This window comes from Flavobacterium bizetiae (assembly GCF_024271895.1).
GTDB lineage: Bacteria > Bacteroidota > Bacteroidia > Flavobacteriales > Flavobacteriaceae > Flavobacterium > Flavobacterium bizetiae.
Genome location: NZ_CP091861.1, coordinates 1,824,617 through 1,845,685 on the forward strand (window position 1 = coordinate 1,824,617; position 21,069 = coordinate 1,845,685).

Below are 21,069 nucleotides of genomic sequence, written 5' to 3' on the forward strand. Positions count from 1 at the left end.
ATGGCTTTTTTGTTTTTATATGCTCATTAAGAAGCCTATTAGATTTTCCTTTTTATTCAAACCAAGTTTTTTTCGTAATCGGTAACGGGCTAATTCGACACCTCCCGTAGAAATATTCATGATTTCGGCTATTTCTTTGGTCGACATATTCATCAATAAATAAGTAGACAAATCGAGTTCTCGTGGTGAAATTGTGGGATATTTTTCCTTTAATCTTTTTAAGAACTCAAAATGAACGTTTTTAATGTGTTTTTCTAAGTCTTTCCAGCTTTTGTCTGTATTTACTTCTTTTACAATGCTTTTGTTTAATTTACTCACCTGAAATTTTGTCGAATCGTCAAGTGCTTCAACGTCGATTTCTTTAAGTTTATGAATAATTCCGTTCAGGATTTTGTTTTTCTTTACAACCTGCAGAGAGTTGTTTACCAATTCTTTATCTTTTGCTAAAATTTTAATCTGAAGTTTATCGCTTTTCAGTTTTTCGATTTCTTTTTCAAGATCAAATTGTTCTTGTCTTATTTTCGATTCTTTCTCAAGATATAATCTACGCTGTTCGATCGTTTCGTAGTATTTGTTTTTACGAATTTTCATTTTTACCCTTGCGGAAATTAGATAAATCCCTACGATAATGAGTATGAAATAAATCATAAAGGCTAAAAAGTGTCGGTACCAAGGCGGAGATACCATAAAAGAAAGTGTCGAAGGTTCAGATTGAATCCCATAACTGTTTCTGACTTTTACCTTCATCGTATATTCACCTTCTCTTAAATTGGTATATTCTTTAATAGAAATTGTCGACCAATTGCTCCATTTGTCATCAAAAGGCTCTAGTTGGTAAGAGAATTCCACAGTTTCAAGATTTTCATATATAGGAGATGAAAATGTAAAACGTACATGGTTTGACGAGTAAGGTATACGAATGTTTTCGATCTTATTTTGATTGTTTCCTAAAACAATTGTATCGCCGGGAAATGAAAAACTTCTAATGAAAGCTTTAGGCTTAGTTACAAAATTGTTGAGCAATTCAGAATCGTAATGGGCCAAACCATCTGTTAATCCTATAAAAATGTTTTTTGAGTCGATCGTATTTACAGATAAATAGCTGCTCACCAAATTCCCCGTTAGGTTAGAAAAAGGTGCAACAACATTTTTATAATGATTATTTTGTTTCATTAATACGCCTAAAGATTCATCGAAGGCATACCACAAGTTTGATTGTGAATCTTCGCTCAAAGCGTTTATAACTGGAATATTTTTGAATATTGCGGATAGATTTTTGTCTTCATAAAACAAATCCTGTTCTTTTGAAAATTTGAAAAAGTGATTGTTGGTCTGAAAGTATATTTTTCCGTCTATTTTTTGAAGGCTTCCAATGTTTTTATATTTAGGAGATAATTGACTTATTTTTTTGATGGTTATAAATCGTGTCAAATCGCTGCTAAGCTGCATTTTGTATATAGATTCATCCTTTTTAAGCCATAAATAAGAATCGTCAAGCTCAAAACTATTAGACGATTTATCGAAACCGGCGATTTGATTTTTGAATACCAGTCCGTTTCCTGTTTTTTGAAAAATGGCAAATCCGTCGTAATTAGAACCAATAAAGTAGCCAGGATGATTAGGCATGCTTTTGAATCCGAAATATCCTTTAGTATCTATAATATGTGTTACTCTTCCGCCTTGTATTGCTAGAGCTCCTCTATTGTTAGAACAGATAAGTTCATTATCAATAACCTGAACATTCCATGATTGTGCAGTAGTTCCTTCAACAAGTTTAAAAACATCTTCCTTAAAACTATTGTTCCAGGCGTGATAAAAAACACCCTGATTTGTCGCTACATATAGGTTTCCCTGATGAATTACAGAAGCATAGACGGTACTAATATCATAACTAAATCCGAAATAGGTAAACGGAGAACTTTCGTTTAAAAAAGCTATACCGTTGTCCAGTCCAAGCCATAAGTTGTTCTTGTTATCAATAAAAGAGGTGAGGACTGTATTGTTTTGTAATCCTTTTTTTCTGTTTACATGCTGAATTATTTTGCCGTTAAAATCACAAATAATGATTCCGTCGAGTACCGAGTTTAAAACAATAAATTTTTTGTTTATGATGGCGCCTCCTAAAGAGTTGTTTTTCCTGACAAAATTGTTCGCTTCAGTTTCCCACGGTTTAACGGTATTGTTTTCGTAGATGAATAATCCTTTTTCGAGCGTTATAATAAGTGTTCTCTCTTTTGATAAGGAATACATTCCCCATATTTCGGTATTGTTTAAAACAGTGGTATTAGGTAAAGGATATAATTTATCATTTCGATATTCTAAAATACCTTTTTCGACATCCTGAAAGTAAAGTTTGTCATTAACTACAAATGAAAATTGAAATCGCTTAGGCGCTTTTAGGATCGATAATTTTCCGTTTTTTAAAATATAGGCCCGTGCAAAAGACTGAAAAATAGTCTCATTATTTAAAGTATGGATCTTCCAGATAAAATCGATGATTTTGATTTTGTTTTTGTCTACTTTTTGGGCTAATGATGTGTATTCTAGTTTTCCTTTATTGTTGGTTTTAAAGTACCCAAACTCATTATATCCGCCAACGAAAATTTTCCCTGAGTCATCAATTTTTAAACATCGTACAGAAGTGTGATTAGGTAGTGGATATTTTCGCCATGACGATCCGTCGAATTGAAAAAGACCATTATTGTTCGCAAAATATAAGTTTCCGTTTTTATCCTGACCAATATTCCAGTTTTGTGTCCCTCCTTTATATTCATTTCGTTTGTAATTTCTTACGTCTGGAAGACCTATACTTTTAACCTGGCCAAAAAATGTAATTGAGAATAATGTAAAAAAAGTTATAATAAAATATGATTTTATCAATTGCATGGGTTTTTGGTTTTTTTTAAATTTTTAATAGTTAATTATCTCTTTTGTAGTGTTTTATGTTTTGATTTTCTCTACTATCACGATGTAGGAAGCTGTTTTTTTTATAAAAATAAGCATTCTAATAGTAGTGTAGTGTTTATTTTTATAATTAACATTTTGATAACATCTTAAATTTTGTTTTTAAATATTTGTTAATCAATATTTTATATAAAATTTGATGTGTTTTTGTAATGTAATAAAATTTGATTTGATGTGTTTTTGTAGTGAAAATTAGTTGCGGGTAGTGAAAAATTAACATTATTATTGCATCAAATTACTAATTAATTAACCAAAATTTTTAGAAAAATGAAATTAACAAAATTACTTATTTTTTGTGTTTCGTCTTTGTTATTCTCGGTTATAGCTGTGGCCCAGGATGTCACAGTAAGTGGAATAATAAATGATGAAAGTGGAATGCCAGTTCCAGGCGCAACTATTCTATTAAAAGGTACTACAAAATCAACTGCATCAGATTTTGATGGGAAATTTCAGTTGCAAGTTCCTTCAAATGGAGTTTTAACAATTACTTTTATTGGTTATGCTACAGTTACTGAAGCTATAAACGGACGAACAAAATTATCGGTTCAGTTAAAACCTGAATCACAATCATTAAATGAAGTTGTTGTTGTTGGATACGGTACTCAAAAGAAAACAGTAGTAACAGGAGCGATCTCTAAAGTAAGAGCTCAGGATATCGAAAATTTACCGATAACGAGAGTTGAACAAACTTTACAAGGTAGGGTTTCAGGGGTTACAGTTGCAGCAAGTTCAGGACAACCTGGAGCTTCTTCTACTATTCGTGTGCGTGGTATCACTACATTAGGAAACAATGATCCTTTATGGGTTATAGATGGTGTAGTAGTTGATGCGGGAGGAATAGGTTACTTAAACCAGTCTGATATCGCATCTATGGAGGTATTAAAAGATGCAGCTTCTCAAGCTATTTATGGTGCAAGAGCAGCAGCTGGGGTAATTATCGTTACGACTAAAAAAGGAAAATCAGGTAAAATGAGTGTAAGCTATAATGGTTATACTGGTTTTTCTGGTCCTGCAAGAAAATTAGATCTTTTAAATGCTACGGAATATGCAACTTTAAGAAATGAAAAATATGCAAACGGATATGTTAAAAAATCTCCAACAGATACTTTTCAATTACCTTTTGCAAACCCTAGTTCATATGGAGCAGGAACAAATTGGCAATCAGAAATTTTTAACAACAGTGCAGCACGTATTGGACAAGAGTTAAGTTTATCAGGAGGAAATGATGTGTCTACTTTTTATGTGTCTTTTGGTCTTTTAGATCAGGAAGGTATTGTAACAACAGATATTTCTCATTACAACAGAAAAAATATTCGTTTAAACTCTACTCATAAAATAACTAAATGGATGACTTTTGGTCAGACTTTAGGTTTTTCTAGAGAGAAAACAGTAGGATTAGGAAATACAAACAGTGAATTTGGAGGACCATTAAGTTCTGCAATCAATTTAGATCCTATTACTCCTGCTATTGTAACAGATCCTACTATGGCTGCAAATGCACCTTATTCTGTAGGTATCGACGGGCATGGTAAAGGAATTTTAAGAGATCCTAACGGAAATCCTTACGGAGTTTCGACTATGGTTACTCAGGAAATGTCTAACCCATTAGCTTATACACAAACAAGATTAGGAAACTACAACTGGGCTGATAACTTTGTTGGAAATGCTTACTTAGAAATTGAGCCAATAAAAGGATTAAAATTCAGAACGACTGTAGGAGGTAAATTAGCGTATTGGGGTTATGAAAACTTCACACCAGTTTCTTACCTGAACTCAACAAATATTACACAGGTTAATAACCTTTCAAGAAATACCAATCAAGGTTTTGGATGGAATATTGAGAATGTTGCTTCTTATACAAGAAGTATAGGTGATCATAACTTTAGCGTATTAGTAGGTCAGGGAGCGTATGTAGACAATAGAAATAGTGGTACTACAATTACGTATACTAACTTACCAGTAGATAGCTATACAGATGCATCTTTTAACTTTGACCTTCCAAAAGATCAAATTAATGCTACAGCTAGTACAGGAAATGAGCATAGAGTAACTTCATTATTCTCAAGATTAACTTACGATTTCAAAGAAAAATACTTATTAACAGGTATTATTCGTAGAGACGGATCTTCAAGATTTGGATCAAACAATAAATACGGAACATTCCCTTCGTTCTCATTAGGTTGGGTTCCTTCAAAAGAAGCATTTTGGATTGAAAACAAAGTAGTAAACCAATTAAAATTCAGAGGAGGTTACGGTGTAACTGGTAATGATAATATTGGAGATTTCAAATATTTGGCAACTATTGGAGACGGTCGTAACTATACAATTGGTACATCTGGATCTGTAACTATTGGTAACAGCCCGAATGCACCTTCGAATCCGGATTTAAAATGGGAAGAAACAAGCCAAACGAATATTGGTTTTGATGCTACAATTTTCTCTGATTTTAATGTGTCTTTTGACTGGTATGTTAAGAAAACTAAAGGAATTCTACAGGAAATTGCATTGCCAGGTTATGTTGGTTCAGGAAACCCAACAGGAAACGTTGCAGACATGCAAAATAAAGGTATCGATTTAGAATTAGGATGGCGTAAAAAATTAGGACAGGTAAATCTTGGTTTAAGTGGAAACGTATCTTATTTGAAAAATGAAGTAACGTTTTTAGGACGTGGAGTTGGTTTCCTTGCAACAGGAGAACAATTTAAAGCGATGACTTATGATATTACAAGAACACAAGTAGGACAACCTTACGGATCTTTTTACGGATTCCAAACAGCAGGTATTTTCCAAAACCAAGCTGAAATTAATGCGTATAGAAATGCTTCAGGAGGATTAATTCAACCAGATGCTAAACCGGGAGATTTCCGTTGGACAGATGTTAACGGTGATGGTCAGATTACTGCAGATGACAGAAAATTTCTGGGCAGCCCAATACCAAAATATACTTTTGGATTTACAGTTAACGTAGATTACAAAAATTTCGATTTAATGATCTTTACTCAGGGAGCTGCAGGAAACAAAATCTTCCAGGGATTACGTAGGTTAGATATTGAAAATTCTAATTACCAAACTAAAGCTTTAGGTCGTTGGACAGGAGAAGGTACATCAAATACTTATCCAAGATTAACATCTGATGATACTAACAAAAACTTTAATAATCCATCTGATTTTTATCTTGAAAAAGGAGATTACGTAAGAATCAAAACAATTCAGCTTGGTTATTCATTGCCAATTAAAACGATCAGTCAAATTGGTTTAGACAAAACAAGAGTGTATTTAACTGGAGAGAACCTATTCACTTTTACTAAGTATACTGGGTATGATCCTGAAATTGGAGCAAATAGTGCATCAGGAAACGTTATGGGTATAGACAGAGGTATTTATCCTCAGGCTAGAACTGTAATGTTGGGAGTTAATTTACAATTTTAATAAAAAACAAGAATCATGAAACTAAAAAATATAAAATATTCACTTGTTGTTTGCGGAGCATTATTTACTGCCCTTTCATGCAGTGAGGATTTTTTAACTGTAGAGCCGAAAGGAACTTCACTAGAGGCTAATTATTACCAAAATGAAAGCCAGGCTTACGCAGGATTAGTGGCTGTTTATGATATAATTGGTAAGCAGTCTAAAGGATTTGAAAACATGATCTGTATGTTAAATGCAGGTTCAGATGATTTTAATGCAGCTGGTGGTGGTGCAACAGACGGTGCCGGAATACATGCATTTGCAGATTATTCATTAAGCCAGTCTACTATTCCAGGTAGTTTTTGGGGAGATTTTTATCAGGGAATTTTTAGAGCAAACGTATTGCTTCAAAAATTACCGGCAGTACCAATGGATGAAGCTAAAAAAGGAAGATTTGCTGCTGAAACCAAAGCATTACGTGCTTACTATTATTTTGAGTTAGTTCGTACGTTCAGAAATATTCCATTGATTTTAGAGCCAATTAAAACAGCTGATATATTCAATGTAGTTCAGTCAGCTCCGGAAGCAATTTACGCACAAATCGAAAAAGATTTAAAAGAAGCGATTCCAGGTTTACCAGTTAAAATTACAAATATGACTGAGGAAGCTGGTCGTTTATCTCAGGGAGCAGCAAAAGCATTGTTAGGAAAAGTGTATTTATACGAAGGGAAAAACGCATTATCAGCAGCAGAATTTGCTGATGTAAATGGTACTCCTGGAGGAACAAGTATGTACGGATATAAATTGGTAGATAAATTTGCTGATTTATGGAAAGTAAGCAACAAATTTAACTCAGAAGCTATTATCGAAATCGTTCATACAGATAAAAGTAATGCCAATTGGGATTTTTGGGGTGGAGGAAAAGATGAAGGAAACTCTGTTTGTATTATGGTAGGACCTAGAGGATATAACAGATCTACTAATTCAACTGCACCGGATTTTGTTTCAGGATGGAGTTTTAATACTGTAAGACAAGGTTTATATGATGTTCTAAAAGGAGATCCTCGTTTTGATGCTACAATTCTTGACATGAAAGCATTGAAAGATGCTGGACAAGCTGATTGGGCTCCTAACTATGATGATACAGGATATTTCCTTAGAAAATTCATGCCTTTAAACTCAGATACTTCTACAGGTAGTGGAGCAACAGCTTTAAATTATAAGCAAGATGTTTATGCAATTCGTTTAGCAGATACTTACTTGATGGAAGCTGAAGCATTAGGTGGTACAGGAGCAAGAGCGCAAGCGTTACTTGATGCTGTAAGAGCACGTGTAGGTTTAGGGTCAACTCCGGTTTCTTTAGATGCAATTGCATTAGAAAGAAGAAAAGAATTAGCTGGAGAAGGACACCGTTGGTTCGATTTAGTGAGAACAGGAAAAGCAGCTGCTGCATTGGCATCTAAAGGATTCCAGGCTGGCAAAAACGAAATTTGGCCAATTCCTTTCAAAGAATTAGAAAACACTAAAATTGTTCAAAACCCTAACTATAACAATTAAATAAAAATCATATGAGTTTAAATATAATTTTTAAAAAGAGTATATACCTAATGTTGGCTTTGGCAACATTAGGTACCATAATAGTAAGTTGTGAGCCTGATACAGCAGGTGCTGGCAACGGACTTGAAGATCCAAATGTTGATGCTTCATTTACAATTATTCCTGTAGCAGGAAAAGTAAATACATATTTACTGGAACCAGTTAAAAAGAATGTTCTGACTTCTTACTGGAAAGTAGGTAAGGTTGAATATTACGGAAAAATGGAATTGGAAATTTCTTTACCGGATAAAGGAACATATAAGATAGTGCACACTGCTGTAGGTCGTGGCGGAAAAACTAATGCTACTACTCAGGACCTTGTTGTTGCAGCAAATGATCCTGAAAAAGGAAATTTAGTTAAAGGAAGTAGCTTCTTAGACGCTGCTGACCAGGCTCAATGGACAAATTTACACCTTAACACTAATGGATTAGCTTCATGGACATTTACTCCTGGATTCGCAACAATAAATGCAAGCGGAACAACCTGGAATCAAGAAGGAATCTATCAGGCAATTGATGTTGTAAAAGATAAAGAATATACGATAGATATGTTTGTAGCTGCAACAAGCGGATCTCCGGACTTTTGGTTTGAAGTATACGCAGGAAAAACAGTTCCAACTTCAGGAGTTGAATATGGAGACAACAAAGTTATGGGATTAAGTTCTGGAGATGGTTGTGGAAAAGCAGCATTTGAAGGAAAACTATCACTGGTAGGATGTGTGAAAAACACTGTTGCCGGAAAAGTAAGTAATGTTGTGAAATTTACAGAAAGTGGTAAAGTATATCTGGTAATCAGAAGTGGTGGTAATGGATTTACGCCAACAGGAATTAAAATTACTGAAGTAGAATTCAGAGGAAAATAAGTTTAAGTTAAGTTAAGTTTAAGTTTGGTTGTAAATAGCCCATAATCAGTATGAGTATGGGCTATTTTTTAAATCCGTAAGCTGGCGGAAACTTTTTTAGTGGAGACGAGTTCACAAAAAGTTTCAATTTAGAATTTAAAAAAAATAAGGAAGAATGAAAAAAAATAGTTTAAAAGCGCTATGTTTTTTGTTTTCGTTAGCGGCCTTTGCCCAACAACCCAAAACAAAAAAAGAGTTTACAACCCATGGAAAAAAGATAACAGTTTATACCACAGCTGAAAATTCAAATTTAAGAATAACCTCTACAGATAATCTAACCTTTACTGCCGCTAAACAACCTCTGGAAGTAGAAACAGCTGTTTTTGTAGAACCTGCAAAGAAGTTTCAGACTTTTATAGGAATTGGAGGAGCTATTACAGATGCGAGTGCCGAGATATTCGCTAAACTTTCAAAAGAAAAACAAACAGAATTTTTGAATGCCTACTACGATAAACAAAAAGGAATAGGCTATTCATTGCTAAGAACCACGATACAAAGTTCTGATTTTAGCAGTGGAAGCTATTCTTATATCAAAGAAGGAGATAAAGAATTAAAAACGTTTACTATTGAACACGATAGAGAATTTCGTATTCCGTTAATTAAAAAAGCCATTCAGACTGCAGGCGGTAAATTAATGACCTATGCTGCACCATGGTCTCCAAATGCTTTTATGAAAAGCAACGGAAACGTATTAAAAGGCGGAACATTATTACCTGAATATTATCAAACCTGGGCAAATTTTTATGCCAAATTTATAAAAGAGTATGAGAAAGAAGGAATTCCAATTTGGGGGACTTCTACTCAAAATGAGCCAATGGCCGTTCAAACCTGGGAATCTTGTATTTATACAGCAGAAGCCGAAAGAGATTTTATTAAAAATTTCCTTGGCCCGACATTAAAAAAAGAAAAACTGGGCAATGTAAAAATTATCGCCTGGGATCATAATCGTGATTTAATGAACTACAGAGCAAATGTAATTTACTCTGATCCTGAAGCTTCAAAGTATGTTTGGGGAATGGGATTTCACTGGTACGAAACATGGTCAGGAGGATCGTCAATGTTTGAAAATGTTGCAAAAGTAAACGAAGCATATCCCGACAAAGGTCTAATGTTTACAGAAGGATGTGTTGAAAAATTTGATGCTGCCAAATATCAATTTTGGGGTAACGGAGAAAGATACGGTATCTCTATGATTAATGATTTTAATAACGGAACTGCCGGATGGACAGACTGGAATATTCTTTTAGATCAAAACGGAGGACCTAATCATGTTGGTAATTTTTGTTTTGCGCCAATTCATGCTGATACAAGAACAGGAGAGTTAATTTACACTCCATCATACTATTATATTGGGCATTTTTCAAAATTCATTCGTTTAAATGCAAAAAGAGTAAGCTCAGCAGTAAGCAGAAGTGCTTTATTAAGTACATCATTTTTGAATGCTGATGGTACAATGGCTACAATTGTCATGAACCAAACTGATAAAGCAATTGACTATAAACTAATTATAGGTGCTGAACAATCAGTAGTTAAGATTCCTGCACATGCAATACAAACGCTTGTGTATTAATGTTTTGTTAGTAATAAAACGAGGGCTGTTCTGAATGAATCATCCAGATTAGCCCTCAATTTAATTTAAATTAAATCGTTTTTTTTGAAAGTACAATGAAAATCATCAATAGAATTTTAATAGCCCCAATACTAGTTCTGCAATTAATTTGTTCTTCATCAAAGGTTGTTGGACAAAATGCTCATACATCAAAAAAAAATAAAAAAATAGAGGTTTATACTACTGCCGAAAACACAAATCTGAGATTATCGTTATCAAATAATTTCATTTCAAAACCAACTTCACAACAAAAAACTTCAACAGTATCTATAAATTTAGATCCTGAAAAAACAGATCAAACTTTTCTTGGCATTGGTGGAGCTATAACTGATGCAAGTGCTGAAGTTTTTGCCAAACTATCACCAAAAAAGCAAAAAGAGTTTCTTACCGCTTACTACGATAAGAACAAAGGAATTGGCTATTCTTTGGCCAGAACAAATATTCACAGTTGCGATTTTAGCAGCGACAGCTATACCTACGTTCAGGAAGGAGATAAAGATTTAAAAACCTTCAATATTGATCACGATAGAAAATACAGAATTCCATTAATCAAAAAAGCAATTGAAACAGCCGGCGGGAAATTAACTTTATTTGTTAGCCCATGGAGTCCCCCAGCTTTCATGAAAGACAATAATGATATTTTGCACGGCGGCGTTTTATTGCCTGAGTTCGCTCAGTCATGGGCAAATTATTATGTTAAATTTATAAAAGCTTACGAAAAAGAAGGAATTCCGGTTTGGGGATTAACGATTCAAAACGAGCCAATGGCAAAACAACGTTGGGAATCTTGTATTTATACTCCCGAAGCAGAAAGAGATTTCCTGAAAAACTTTCTTGGACCCACTTTAGAAAAAGAAGGACTTGGTGCTAAAAATGTTATCATTTGGGATCACAATCGTGGAGATATGCTAACAACAAGAGCCAATCTTGTGTTTTCAGATCCTGAAGTTTCAAAATATGCCTGGGGAATTGGATTTCACTGGTACGAAACCTGGAACGGCGGTGCTCCAAAATTTGAATCGGTAGGAGAGGTTCACAAAGCATTTCCGAATAAAAATTTAATATTTACCGAAGGTTGTATAGAAAAATTCGATGCAGCTAAATTTCAGTTCTGGGGAAATGCAGAACGATACGGACTTAATATGATTAACGATTTCAATAACGGAACCGTTGCCTGGACAGACTGGAACATCCTTTTAGACCAGAACGGAGGACCAAATCATGTGGGGAATTTTTGTTTTGCGCCAATTCACGCTGACACCACAAAAGATGAGCTAATTTACACACCAATGTATTATTATATCGGACATCTTTCAAAATTTATTCGCCCTGGAGCAAAGAGAATAATTCAAACCATAAGCGATAAAAATTTAATAAGCACTTCATTTAAAAATTCTGATGGCAAAATAATTACAATTGTCATGAACCAATCAGATAAGGAGATTGTTTATACCCTAATGAACCACGATTTGCAAAATACTATAACTATCCCGGCGCATGCTATGCAAACTATTGTATACTAAGTGCTAAACTAAAAACTATAAAATGAAATTAAACTTTAAAAACACCATAAAAGTATTGTTCCTGGCTCTGGCAGCTTTTGCTCAGGCAAATTGCTCTTCGTCTAGTGATGCTGCTGATCCGGTGGTGAAACCTCCAGTAGTAACTCCTCCGGTTGTAGTAACAAACGATGTCGATTTTTGGCTTACCAAAGGCGACCAAAGTGTATTACTGGCAAAACAAACCGGCGTTTTAGGATTTGGCACCACCAGTAATTCATATGCAAATATTGAAGTAAATGCTGCTCAAAAATACCAAACTGTCGACGGTTTTGGATATACTTTAACCGGCGGAAGTGCTGATGTAATTAATCAGTTAACAGCCACTAAGAAAAGTGCACTTTTGCAGGAGCTATTTGGTTCCGGAGAGAATTCTATTGGTATCAGCTATATTCGAATAAGTATTGGAGCTTCTGATTTGAATGCATCTCCGTTTACTTATGATGATCTTGCCACAGGAAGTACCGATTTAGATTTAGCAAAGTTTAGTTTAGAGAAAGACAAAACAGGAGTAATTGCTCTTTTAAAAGAAATTTTAGCTATTAATCCTAAGATCTTAATTCTGGCCACGCCTTGGTCAGCACCACTTTGGATGAAAGATAAAGACAGTTTTATTGGAGGAAGATTACAAACCCAATACTACGATGTTTACGCAAAATATTTTGTAAAATACATTCAGCAAATGAAAGCGGAAGGAATTGTTATTGATGCCGTAACGCCTCAAAATGAACCGCTTCATGGTGGAAATAATCCAAGTATGGAAATGTCAGCTTTAGAGCAGACTAATTTCATTAAAAACAATTTAGGTCCGGCATTTAAAGCGGCTAATATTGCGACAAAAATTATTGCTTACGATCACAATTGTGATAAGCCAGAATACCCCAAAACAATTTTAGGAGATCCTGCCGCAAACCCATTTGTTGATGGTTCAGCATTTCACTTATACGCCGGAGACATCAGCGCACTTTCAAATGTTTACAATGCTTATCCGGATAAAAATATTTATTTCACAGAGCAATGGACTTCTTCTACGGGAGATTTTGGCGGAGATTTAAAATGGCATCTTAAAAATGTAATCATTGGTTCAATGCGTAATTGGAGCAAAAATGCATTAGAATGGAATTTAGCCAATAATGCCTCTTTTGGACCGTACACTTCAGGCGGATGTAATAGCTGCAAAGGCGCATTAACAGTAACATCAAACGAAGCTTTTCAGCGTAATGTGGCTTATTATATTATAGCACACGCTTCTAAATTTGTTCCCGCCGGATCAGTACGAATTGCAAGTAATATAAGTGGGAATTTGCAAAATGTAGCTTTTATTACGCCATCAGGATCAAAAGTTTTAATTGTTGAAAATGACGGACAAGCGGCTGAAATATTTAATATCAAATTCGATGGTAAGTGGGTAACTACTTCTTTGCAAGGGGGATCTGTAGCCACTTATACCTGGAAATAATTTAAAATTCTGAAAGTTCCTTCGCTAAAGAGAAAACTCCACAGAAGGGCAAATTCACGTAAAATGATTCTGTAAGAATTTTATATTTAAAATATTTAATGCAGAGAGTGATGATAAATCTAATATTAACGATTCTAACATTCATAATTAACATAACTTTTAAATAAGTTTTTTTCTTTAAGGCTACAGAAACATTAGCTTTACCGATTAAAATTTTTTAAATATGAAAAAGATAAACAAAATTATTTTAGTAGTATTCCTACTTTTTGCAAGTGGATCATTCTATGGTCAAAATTTAAAAATCATGACCTATAATATTCGTTTAGATGTTGCTTCTGATGGAGAAAATGCATGGCCAAAACGAAAAGATTATTTTGCTTCTCAAATACAATTTTACAGCCCGGATGTTTTTGGAGTTCAGGAAGCAACCCCAGGTCAGGTAACAGATATTGCATCGGCTTTGCCAAATTATAACAAATTTGGAGTAGGAAGAGAAGAAGGAGGAACAGGAGAGGCGTGTACGATTTATTATAAAAAAGATCGCTTTAAAGTAGAGCAGTCAAATACATTTTGGTTATCAGAAACTCCAAATGTAGTGTCAAGAGGTTGGGACGCAGCTTGTAACAGAGTTTGCACATACGGGCTTTTTAAAGATTTAAAAACTAAAAAAACATTTTGGGTTTTTAATCTTCATCTTGATCACATGGGAGAAGAAGCAAGAATAAAAGGCGTACAGCTTGCTTTGAAAAAAATAAGCGAATTGAATACAAAGAAATATCCGGCATTTTTAATGGGAGATTTCAATTCAGAACCAGATACAAAACAAATTGCAGAAATTAAAAAAGTAATGGATGATACCAAAGATGTTTCGAAAGAAAAACCTTTTGGACCATCAGGAACGTTTAACGATTTCAAACACAACGAACCTGTAACATTATTACTCGATTATATTTTTGTTTCAAAAAACAGCGGATTAAAAATTCAAAAACATGCAGTTTTAAGTGATTCTAAAGATTTAAAATATCCATCGGATCATTTACCTGTTTTAATAGAAATAGATTAAAATGAAAAACATCAACAAAAAACTTCAAATTTTACTTTTACTGCCACTTATTGCAGTTCAGATAAAATGCGGAACTTCAAAAAATGCAGCAGCCACTTCTAATAAAGCAGAGTCGTGGATAACAACAACTGATGAGTCTTTAAAACTTCAAAAGCAAAATGATTTAGTTTTTAATGCAGAAACGAATTCAAACCAGACTATTGAAGTAAATCCTTCAGAAAAATTTCAGACCATCGAAGGTTTTGGATTTTCTTTGACAGGAGGAAGCGCTCAGGCCATTTTAAAACTGGATAAAGCAAAAAAAGAGGCTCTGCTTCAGGAATTGTTTTCGAGAAAAGATGATGCCATTGGTTTAAGTTACCTTCGTATTAGTATTGGAGCTTCTGATTTGAATGAAAAAGTTTTTTCGTATGATGATTTACCGGAAGGTGAAACTGATTTAAAACTGGAAAAATTTGATTTAGGTCCGGATTTAAACGACGTTGTGCCTTTGTTAAAAGAAATTTTAGCTATTAATCCAAAAATAAAAATTATGGGTTCTCCGTGGTCGCCTCCAGTTTGGATGAAAGACAACGGAAGCTCAAAAGGCGGAAGTCTTCAACCAAAATACTATCAGGTTTATGCGGAGTATTTTGTAAAATATATTCAGGCAATGAAATCGCACGGAATTGTAATTGATGCGATTACACCTCAAAATGAGCCATTGCATCCGGGAAACAATCCAAGTTTGTTAATGCTTGCTGAACAACAGGCAGATTTTATTGGCAATCATTTAGGTCCCGCTTTCGCGAAAGCTAAAATCAAAACCAAAATTGTGATTTACGATCACAACTGTAACAAACCCGAATATCCTTTAACGATTTTAAAAGATCCAAAAGCGAATCCTTTTGTAGCAGGTTCTGCATTTCATTTGTATGAAGGAGATATCAGCGCATTATCTACGGTTCATGATGCATTTCCAAATAAAGATTTGTATTTTACCGAACAATATACAGGATCAAAAAGCAGTTTCGAATCTGACTTAAAATGGAGTGTAAAAAATGTTGTTATTGGTTCTATGCGTAACTGGAGCGTAAATGCGCTTTCGTGGGGATTAGCAAATGATGAGTATTACAAACCATTTACACCAGGGGGATGCTCTACTTGTAAAGGAGCGTTAATGATCGATCAGGCTCAGAATATCAAAAGAGAAGTGGGTTATTATATAATAGGTCATGCATCAAAATTTGTTCCTGAAGGATCAGTAAGAATAGGAAGTAATATTAGCGGAAATTTATACAATGTCGCTTTTAAAACGCCATCAGGACAAACGGTTTTAATTGTAGAAAACGACGGAACTACAACAGAAACATTTAATATAAAATACAATCAAAAACAATTTTCAACTACCTTAAACGCAGGTGCTGTGGCTACTTATGTTTGGTAATCAAAATTAAATTCATGAAGAAATTAACCACATTTGCCTTGTTGATGGTATCGCTTTTTGCGGCAGCACAACAAGAAACAATAGATCAAAAAGTAAATGCTCTATTGAAAAAAATGACCATCGAAGAAAAAATTGGTCAGCTTAATCAATATACGGGAGATAATTCGGCAACAGGACCAATCACAATTAACCCAAACAAACAAGCCGAGATAAAAGCAGGACTTATAGGTTCTATGTTAAATATTGTGGGTACAAAATACACCAGACAATATCAGGAACTGGCAATGCAATCACGTCTTAAAATTCCGTTGTTATTTGGTCAGGATGTAATTCATGGTTATAAAACAACTTTCCCGCTTCCGTTGGCCGAGGCTGCAAGTTGGGATTTACAAGCCATTGAATTAGCTGCAAGAGTTGCTGCCGTAGAAGCTTCTGCAAGCGGAATTCACTGGACATTTGCACCAATGGTAGACATTAGCCGTGATCCTCGTTGGGGACGTGTTATGGAAGGTGCCGGAGAAGATACTTACTTAGGATCTAAAATTGCTTATGCAAGAGTAAAAGGATTTCAGGGAAATAAATTAGGCGATTTAAACTCAGTTATGGCTTGCGTAAAACACTTTGCAGCTTATGGTGCAGCAGTGGGCGGAAGAGATTATAACTCAGTGGATATGAGCGAAAGAATGTTATGGGAAACTTATTTACCACCATTTAAAGCCGCTCTTGATGCAGGAGCAGCAACTTTCATGAACTCATTCAACGATTTAAACGGAATTCCTGCTACAGGAAATGCACATTTACAACGTGATATCTTAAAAGGAAAATGGAACTTTCAGGGATTCGTAGTTTCTGACTGGGGTTCGATTGGCGAAATGGTAGCGCACGGATATTCGAAAGATCTTAAAGCCGCAGCACTTTCTGCAATTACTGCCGGAAGCGATATGGATATGGAAAGTAATGCTTACAGATATCATTTAGCTGATTTGGTTAAAGAAGGAAAAGTACCTGTTGAATTAATTGATGATGCAGTAAAAAGAATTCTTCGCAAGAAATTCGAATTAGGATTATTTGATGATCCATACAAATATTCAGATCAAAAAAGAGCTGATAAAGCCTTGAGCAATCCGGAACACAGAAAAGCAGCTCTTGATGTAGCGCAAAAAAGTATCGTTTTATTAAAGAACGAAAACGAAACTTTACCACTTTCTAAAAACCTGAAAACAATTGCGTTTATCGGGCCAATGGTAAAAGAGTACAAAGAAAATATGGGATTCTGGTCTGTAGAATTACCTGAAGTAGATTATAATAAATGGATCGTTTCGCAATGGGATGGTTTACAAAATAAAGTAGGTAAAAATACCAAGTTGCTTTACGCTAAAGGTTGTGAAGTTGACGGAGACAATAAAGATGGTTTTGCAGAAGCAGTTGCAACTGCCAAACAAGCTGATGTTGTTATTTTGAGTATTGGAGAAAGACGCGACATGAGTGGTGAGGCAAAAAGCCGAAGCGATATTCATTTGCCTGGCGTTCAGGAAGATTTAGTAAAAGCAATTCAGGCTACCGGAAAACCAGTTGTAGTTTTGGTAAATGCAGGAAGACCTCTTATTTTTAACTGGACTGCAGATAACGTTCCTGCAATTGTTTACACTTGGTGGTTAGGAACTGAGGCAGGAAATGCAATCGCTAATGTTTTGTTTGGAGATTATAATCCGTCTGGAAAATTACCAATGACTTTCCCGAGAGAAGTAGGACAAATTCCAATTTACTACAATCACTATAGTACAGGAAGACCAGCTAAAGACGAAGATTCAAAAAATTATGTTTCAGCATATATTGATTTAAAAAACTCACCTAAATTTCCGTTTGGATATGGTTTGAGTTATACTAAATTCAACTATTCAGATTTGAAGTTATCTTCGACTAAAATGAAAAATAATGAAACCATTAAAGTTTCATTTCAATTATCGAATGCTGGAAAAGTAGCCGGAGAAGAAGTAGTGCAATTGTACTTAAAAGATAAATTTGGATCAGTTGTAAGACCGGTTTTAGAATTGAGAGATTTTCAAAAGATAAAATTAAATGCAGGAGAATCTAAAACAATCGAATTTACAATCGACAAAGAAAAACTTTCTTTCTACAATGATAAATTAGAATTTGTTGCAGAATCGGGAGATTTCGAAGTAATGATTGGAGCTTCATCAGCAGATATCAAATTAAAATCTAATTTTGAGTTGTTGTAAAACAATTCAATAGCAATAAAAAAGGGCTTCAAAACGAAGCCCTTTTTTGTTATAATTATTTTACCAGTTTTTTGAAATTAAACTTCATTAAATTCATAAAGCCCTGTTCGATAATGTCAATTCCCAGTCCGAAATTGCTATCTGCAACCTCGTGATGCGCATTTCTAAATTCTTCAAAATCTGCAGGCGGAATTTCTAAATTAACCAATGGTGTAAAATCGATGTTTATTGTAGCGCCATTTTTTGTGATCTTTTTTCGGCTTGTATAATCAAAATACGGATTTTTAATGTTGCTTTCCTGAGCTGTAAATTTCTCTTCAACATCTATTCTTTGATCTGTGTAAAGGTTGATTTCGTACTTTTCGTTATCAAAATTATGCCAGAAGGCGATATCAGTATGCAAAAAGTCGCGAGCATTATTTTTAATCACATTTCGATCAAAATACATTAAGAAACGATTCTTTTGAGGATCTGTATAATATGGATCTTCAACCGTAGCTTTGTACTGAATGGTATATTCATTCAGCTTTTTATCATCACTTATTGTTTCGATTGTAGCATCCTTAAATATATTTCGAACATCAGTTCCGTTTCTGTCGTTATTGTAATTCAGCGTATAAAAAAAGAAATTATTCCAGCTGTCAATGATTTCTCTTTTATTGGTGTTTTTAAAATACTTACGCATATAATTGGCGCGATTTCCTTTGTAAGTAGTCGTTAGCGAAAGCTTTCCAGTATTATTCTGAACATTAAATTCAGCTTTTTCATTTATACCATAATAAGGAAATTTATGCGATTTTTTTATTTGTAAATCCTGATTAGGTTTTACTTCTAAATAATGCATGAAGTAAATAAAACCGCGATTTTCGATCAATCCAAATTCATCACGACTTGTAGCATCAATAAAATACGTTTCGCCTTTATAATCGATTTTTACAATAACATGATTAAAAGTCAATAAAGAAGGCAAGTAATATTTAAGGTAATGATCTGTATTGAAATTTACCAAAACCACAGACGAATCGACTTTGATATAATCTAAAATTACTTTTAGTAAAACACATTTTGCCTTGCAGTCTCCTTGTTTGTTTTGATACGTGATCGAAGGTTCCTGAGGTTTGTGCCCATTCATTTCATCAGCATTAAAAACATAATACACATGATTTTGCACATAATCTATCGCAAACTGCAATTGTTCATCTTTGTTGGTAATAGCATCCAGTTTTTCGACCAAGTTAGGAGCAAATTCCTGTAAAGACGATTTAGCATAAACCTCTTCATACAAAGGAGAAATATAATTCGATAAGTCGATCCAGTTACTATCAGTCGCAAAATCGATAAAAGGAGCAATTTCTCTATTCGTATCTACAAAATTGATGTAGTTTTCTTTTTCGATAGTAAATTTTTGACCCTTTTCTAAATAGTTAATTTCCGGAGCCAATACATTCCCCTCTTCATCTCTAAAGAACGTTTTTTTGTAAGCAATATTTTTTTTGCGATCATTGATAAAAGTAAACTTATAACTTCCGTAAGCCCAATAAGTACTTGGACTCACCCAAACGAACTTAGAAAATTCCTTACGTAAAAAGTCACGTTCTGTAAACACTTTTACTCTCGAATCTTCCATGATCAAAACATCGTAAAGACGTAAATCTTTTATCGTAATATTAATTTTTTTATTGCTGCTTAAAACACCGCCATCACTCTGGTTTTCGCTGTCTAATACTTTAATTTTCGTATCAGGAATTTTGTCAACCAAAACACCTTCTCTCAAAACGCTTATTCTGTGTATAATGTAAGTTTCATTTTCTTCGACTACAACATCCATCACCGAAGCATTTTCAAGATTAGCAGGCTCGTTAAGCGTATAAGCTACACAAGCATATTCGCTATTTTCCTCATCACTTGTATAATAAATTTTATCTAAAAAGTAGCAATAATCACGTCCTTCATCTATCTGTTTACTTGCAAAATCTGATTCCTTAATGTATTCAATAAGTTGATTGTCATTAATATTAGTAGCCCATTCTGCTGGTTTTTGAATTTTGTAATTCTCTGACTGAATAAGATTTTCCATCGATGTGTTTTTAATATTTTAATAATTAAGATAAGTATAATCTTATTTTTTATGACTGACAAAAATAAAGAGTTTTGAAATACTTAATGATTGTTAAAATTAATTAATTTAATTTTTCTTAATAAAATTGCGTCATTTTATTGACATTGACAATTGAAATTGTAAAAAATATCAATTTTTTATTACGGCTAAATTTTAATTTTAAATAAAAAAAAGCAGCAAGATTCTGTAATGTTTTATTGTAGAGGAATTTGTAAAAATAAAAAAACCTCGCATTTAGCAAGGTTCATATTTATTTGATTATTGATCTTAAAAGATTTATACATCTAGCAGAATTTGTTAATATCAGGATTTATTTTAAAACAGTATTTATAAAATCCATAGCGCCAATTCCTTTATAAGAGGCAAATAATGCTTTGTCAAAAGCTTCGCGTTTTGCTTTGGTATTTTTGGCATCAGTTTCAACAATCATTTCGTTGAAAATTTTTTCCTGCTCTTCGCTATACTTTATAGAAGCTTCTAAAAGATCATTTTTTGATACTAATCCGAAAGAAGAGTAAATCCTCTTCATAAATTTTTTATTGAGTTTTTCTAAATCAGGAATGCTCATATTCAAATCATTAATGGTTCTATACTCAGATAGATTATTTATTGTGATTTTTCGTTAAAAATTACAATTTTAAAACTGATAACTAATAGGTTATAACTTTTTTAAGACGCTTATAAGTTGAAAAAACAACAAAATAAATACTTAATGTGTTATTAT

Annotated in this window: 12 protein-coding genes; 9 read left to right on the forward strand and 3 right to left on the reverse strand. The window is 33.8% G+C overall.

What is annotated here, in order from left to right; genetic code table 11:
* Window positions 1-15: 15 nt before the first annotated feature.
* Window positions 16-2,886, reverse strand: a complete 2,871-nt coding sequence (locus L0669_RS08055) for a triple tyrosine motif-containing protein (protein ID WP_263762627.1) — start codon at window positions 2,884-2,886, stop codon at window positions 16-18.
* A 345-nt stretch (window positions 2,887-3,231) separates the two neighbouring features.
* Between L0669_RS08055 and L0669_RS08060 the strand changes: the two genes are divergently transcribed.
* From L0669_RS08060 to L0669_RS08100, 9 genes are all read left to right on the forward strand, one after another.
* The gene (locus L0669_RS08060; protein WP_263762630.1) at window positions 3,232-6,393 is read left to right on the forward strand and encodes a SusC/RagA family TonB-linked outer membrane protein; all 3,162 of its coding nucleotides are present in this window, start codon (window positions 3,232-3,234) and stop codon (window positions 6,391-6,393) included.
* A 15-nt stretch (window positions 6,394-6,408) separates the two neighbouring features.
* Window positions 6,409-7,929: a RagB/SusD family nutrient uptake outer membrane protein gene (locus tag L0669_RS08065; protein WP_263762632.1), complete on the forward strand. Its 1,521-nt coding sequence runs from the start codon at window positions 6,409-6,411 to the stop codon at window positions 7,927-7,929.
* Between the two features lie 11 nt (window positions 7,930-7,940).
* Window positions 7,941-8,831 (forward strand): hypothetical protein, encoded by an 891-nt coding sequence (locus L0669_RS08070; RefSeq protein ID WP_263762634.1) that lies wholly within the window; start codon window positions 7,941-7,943, stop codon window positions 8,829-8,831.
* 154 nt (window positions 8,832-8,985) lie between these two features.
* Window positions 8,986-10,440: a glycoside hydrolase family 30 protein gene (locus L0669_RS08075; RefSeq protein WP_263762636.1), complete on the forward strand. Its 1,455-nt coding sequence runs from the start codon at window positions 8,986-8,988 to the stop codon at window positions 10,438-10,440.
* 95 nt (window positions 10,441-10,535) lie between these two features.
* Window positions 10,536-12,002 (forward strand): glycoside hydrolase family 30 protein, encoded by a 1,467-nt coding sequence (locus L0669_RS08080; protein WP_263762638.1) that lies wholly within the window; start codon window positions 10,536-10,538, stop codon window positions 12,000-12,002.
* 22 nt (window positions 12,003-12,024) lie between these two features.
* Entirely contained in the window at window positions 12,025-13,497 is a 1,473-nt protein-coding gene (locus L0669_RS08085) for a glycoside hydrolase family 30 protein (protein WP_263762640.1), read from the forward strand.
* 223 nt (window positions 13,498-13,720) lie between these two features.
* On the forward strand, window positions 13,721-14,560 hold the full coding sequence (locus tag L0669_RS08090) for an endonuclease/exonuclease/phosphatase family protein (RefSeq protein ID WP_263762641.1): 840 nt from the start codon (window positions 13,721-13,723) through the stop codon (window positions 14,558-14,560).
* A gap of 1 nt (window position 14,561) precedes the next feature.
* The gene (locus tag L0669_RS08095) at window positions 14,562-15,986 is read left to right on the forward strand and encodes a glycoside hydrolase family 30 protein (RefSeq protein WP_263762642.1); all 1,425 of its coding nucleotides are present in this window, start codon (window positions 14,562-14,564) and stop codon (window positions 15,984-15,986) included.
* A gap of 14 nt (window positions 15,987-16,000) precedes the next feature.
* Entirely contained in the window at window positions 16,001-18,226 is a 2,226-nt protein-coding gene (locus L0669_RS08100; RefSeq protein WP_263762643.1) for a glycoside hydrolase family 3 N-terminal domain-containing protein, read from the forward strand.
* Window positions 18,227-18,281: 55 nt separating this feature from the next.
* Here the strand turns inward: L0669_RS08100 and L0669_RS08105 are convergent, their stop codons facing one another.
* On the reverse strand, window positions 18,282-20,303 hold the full coding sequence (locus L0669_RS08105; protein ID WP_263762644.1) for a DUF3857 domain-containing protein: 2,022 nt from the start codon (window positions 20,301-20,303) through the stop codon (window positions 18,282-18,284).
* Between the two features lie 352 nt (window positions 20,304-20,655).
* Window positions 20,656-20,874 (reverse strand): hypothetical protein, encoded by a 219-nt coding sequence (locus L0669_RS08110; RefSeq protein ID WP_232067452.1) that lies wholly within the window; start codon window positions 20,872-20,874, stop codon window positions 20,656-20,658.
* Window positions 20,875-21,069 lie beyond the last annotated feature (195 nt).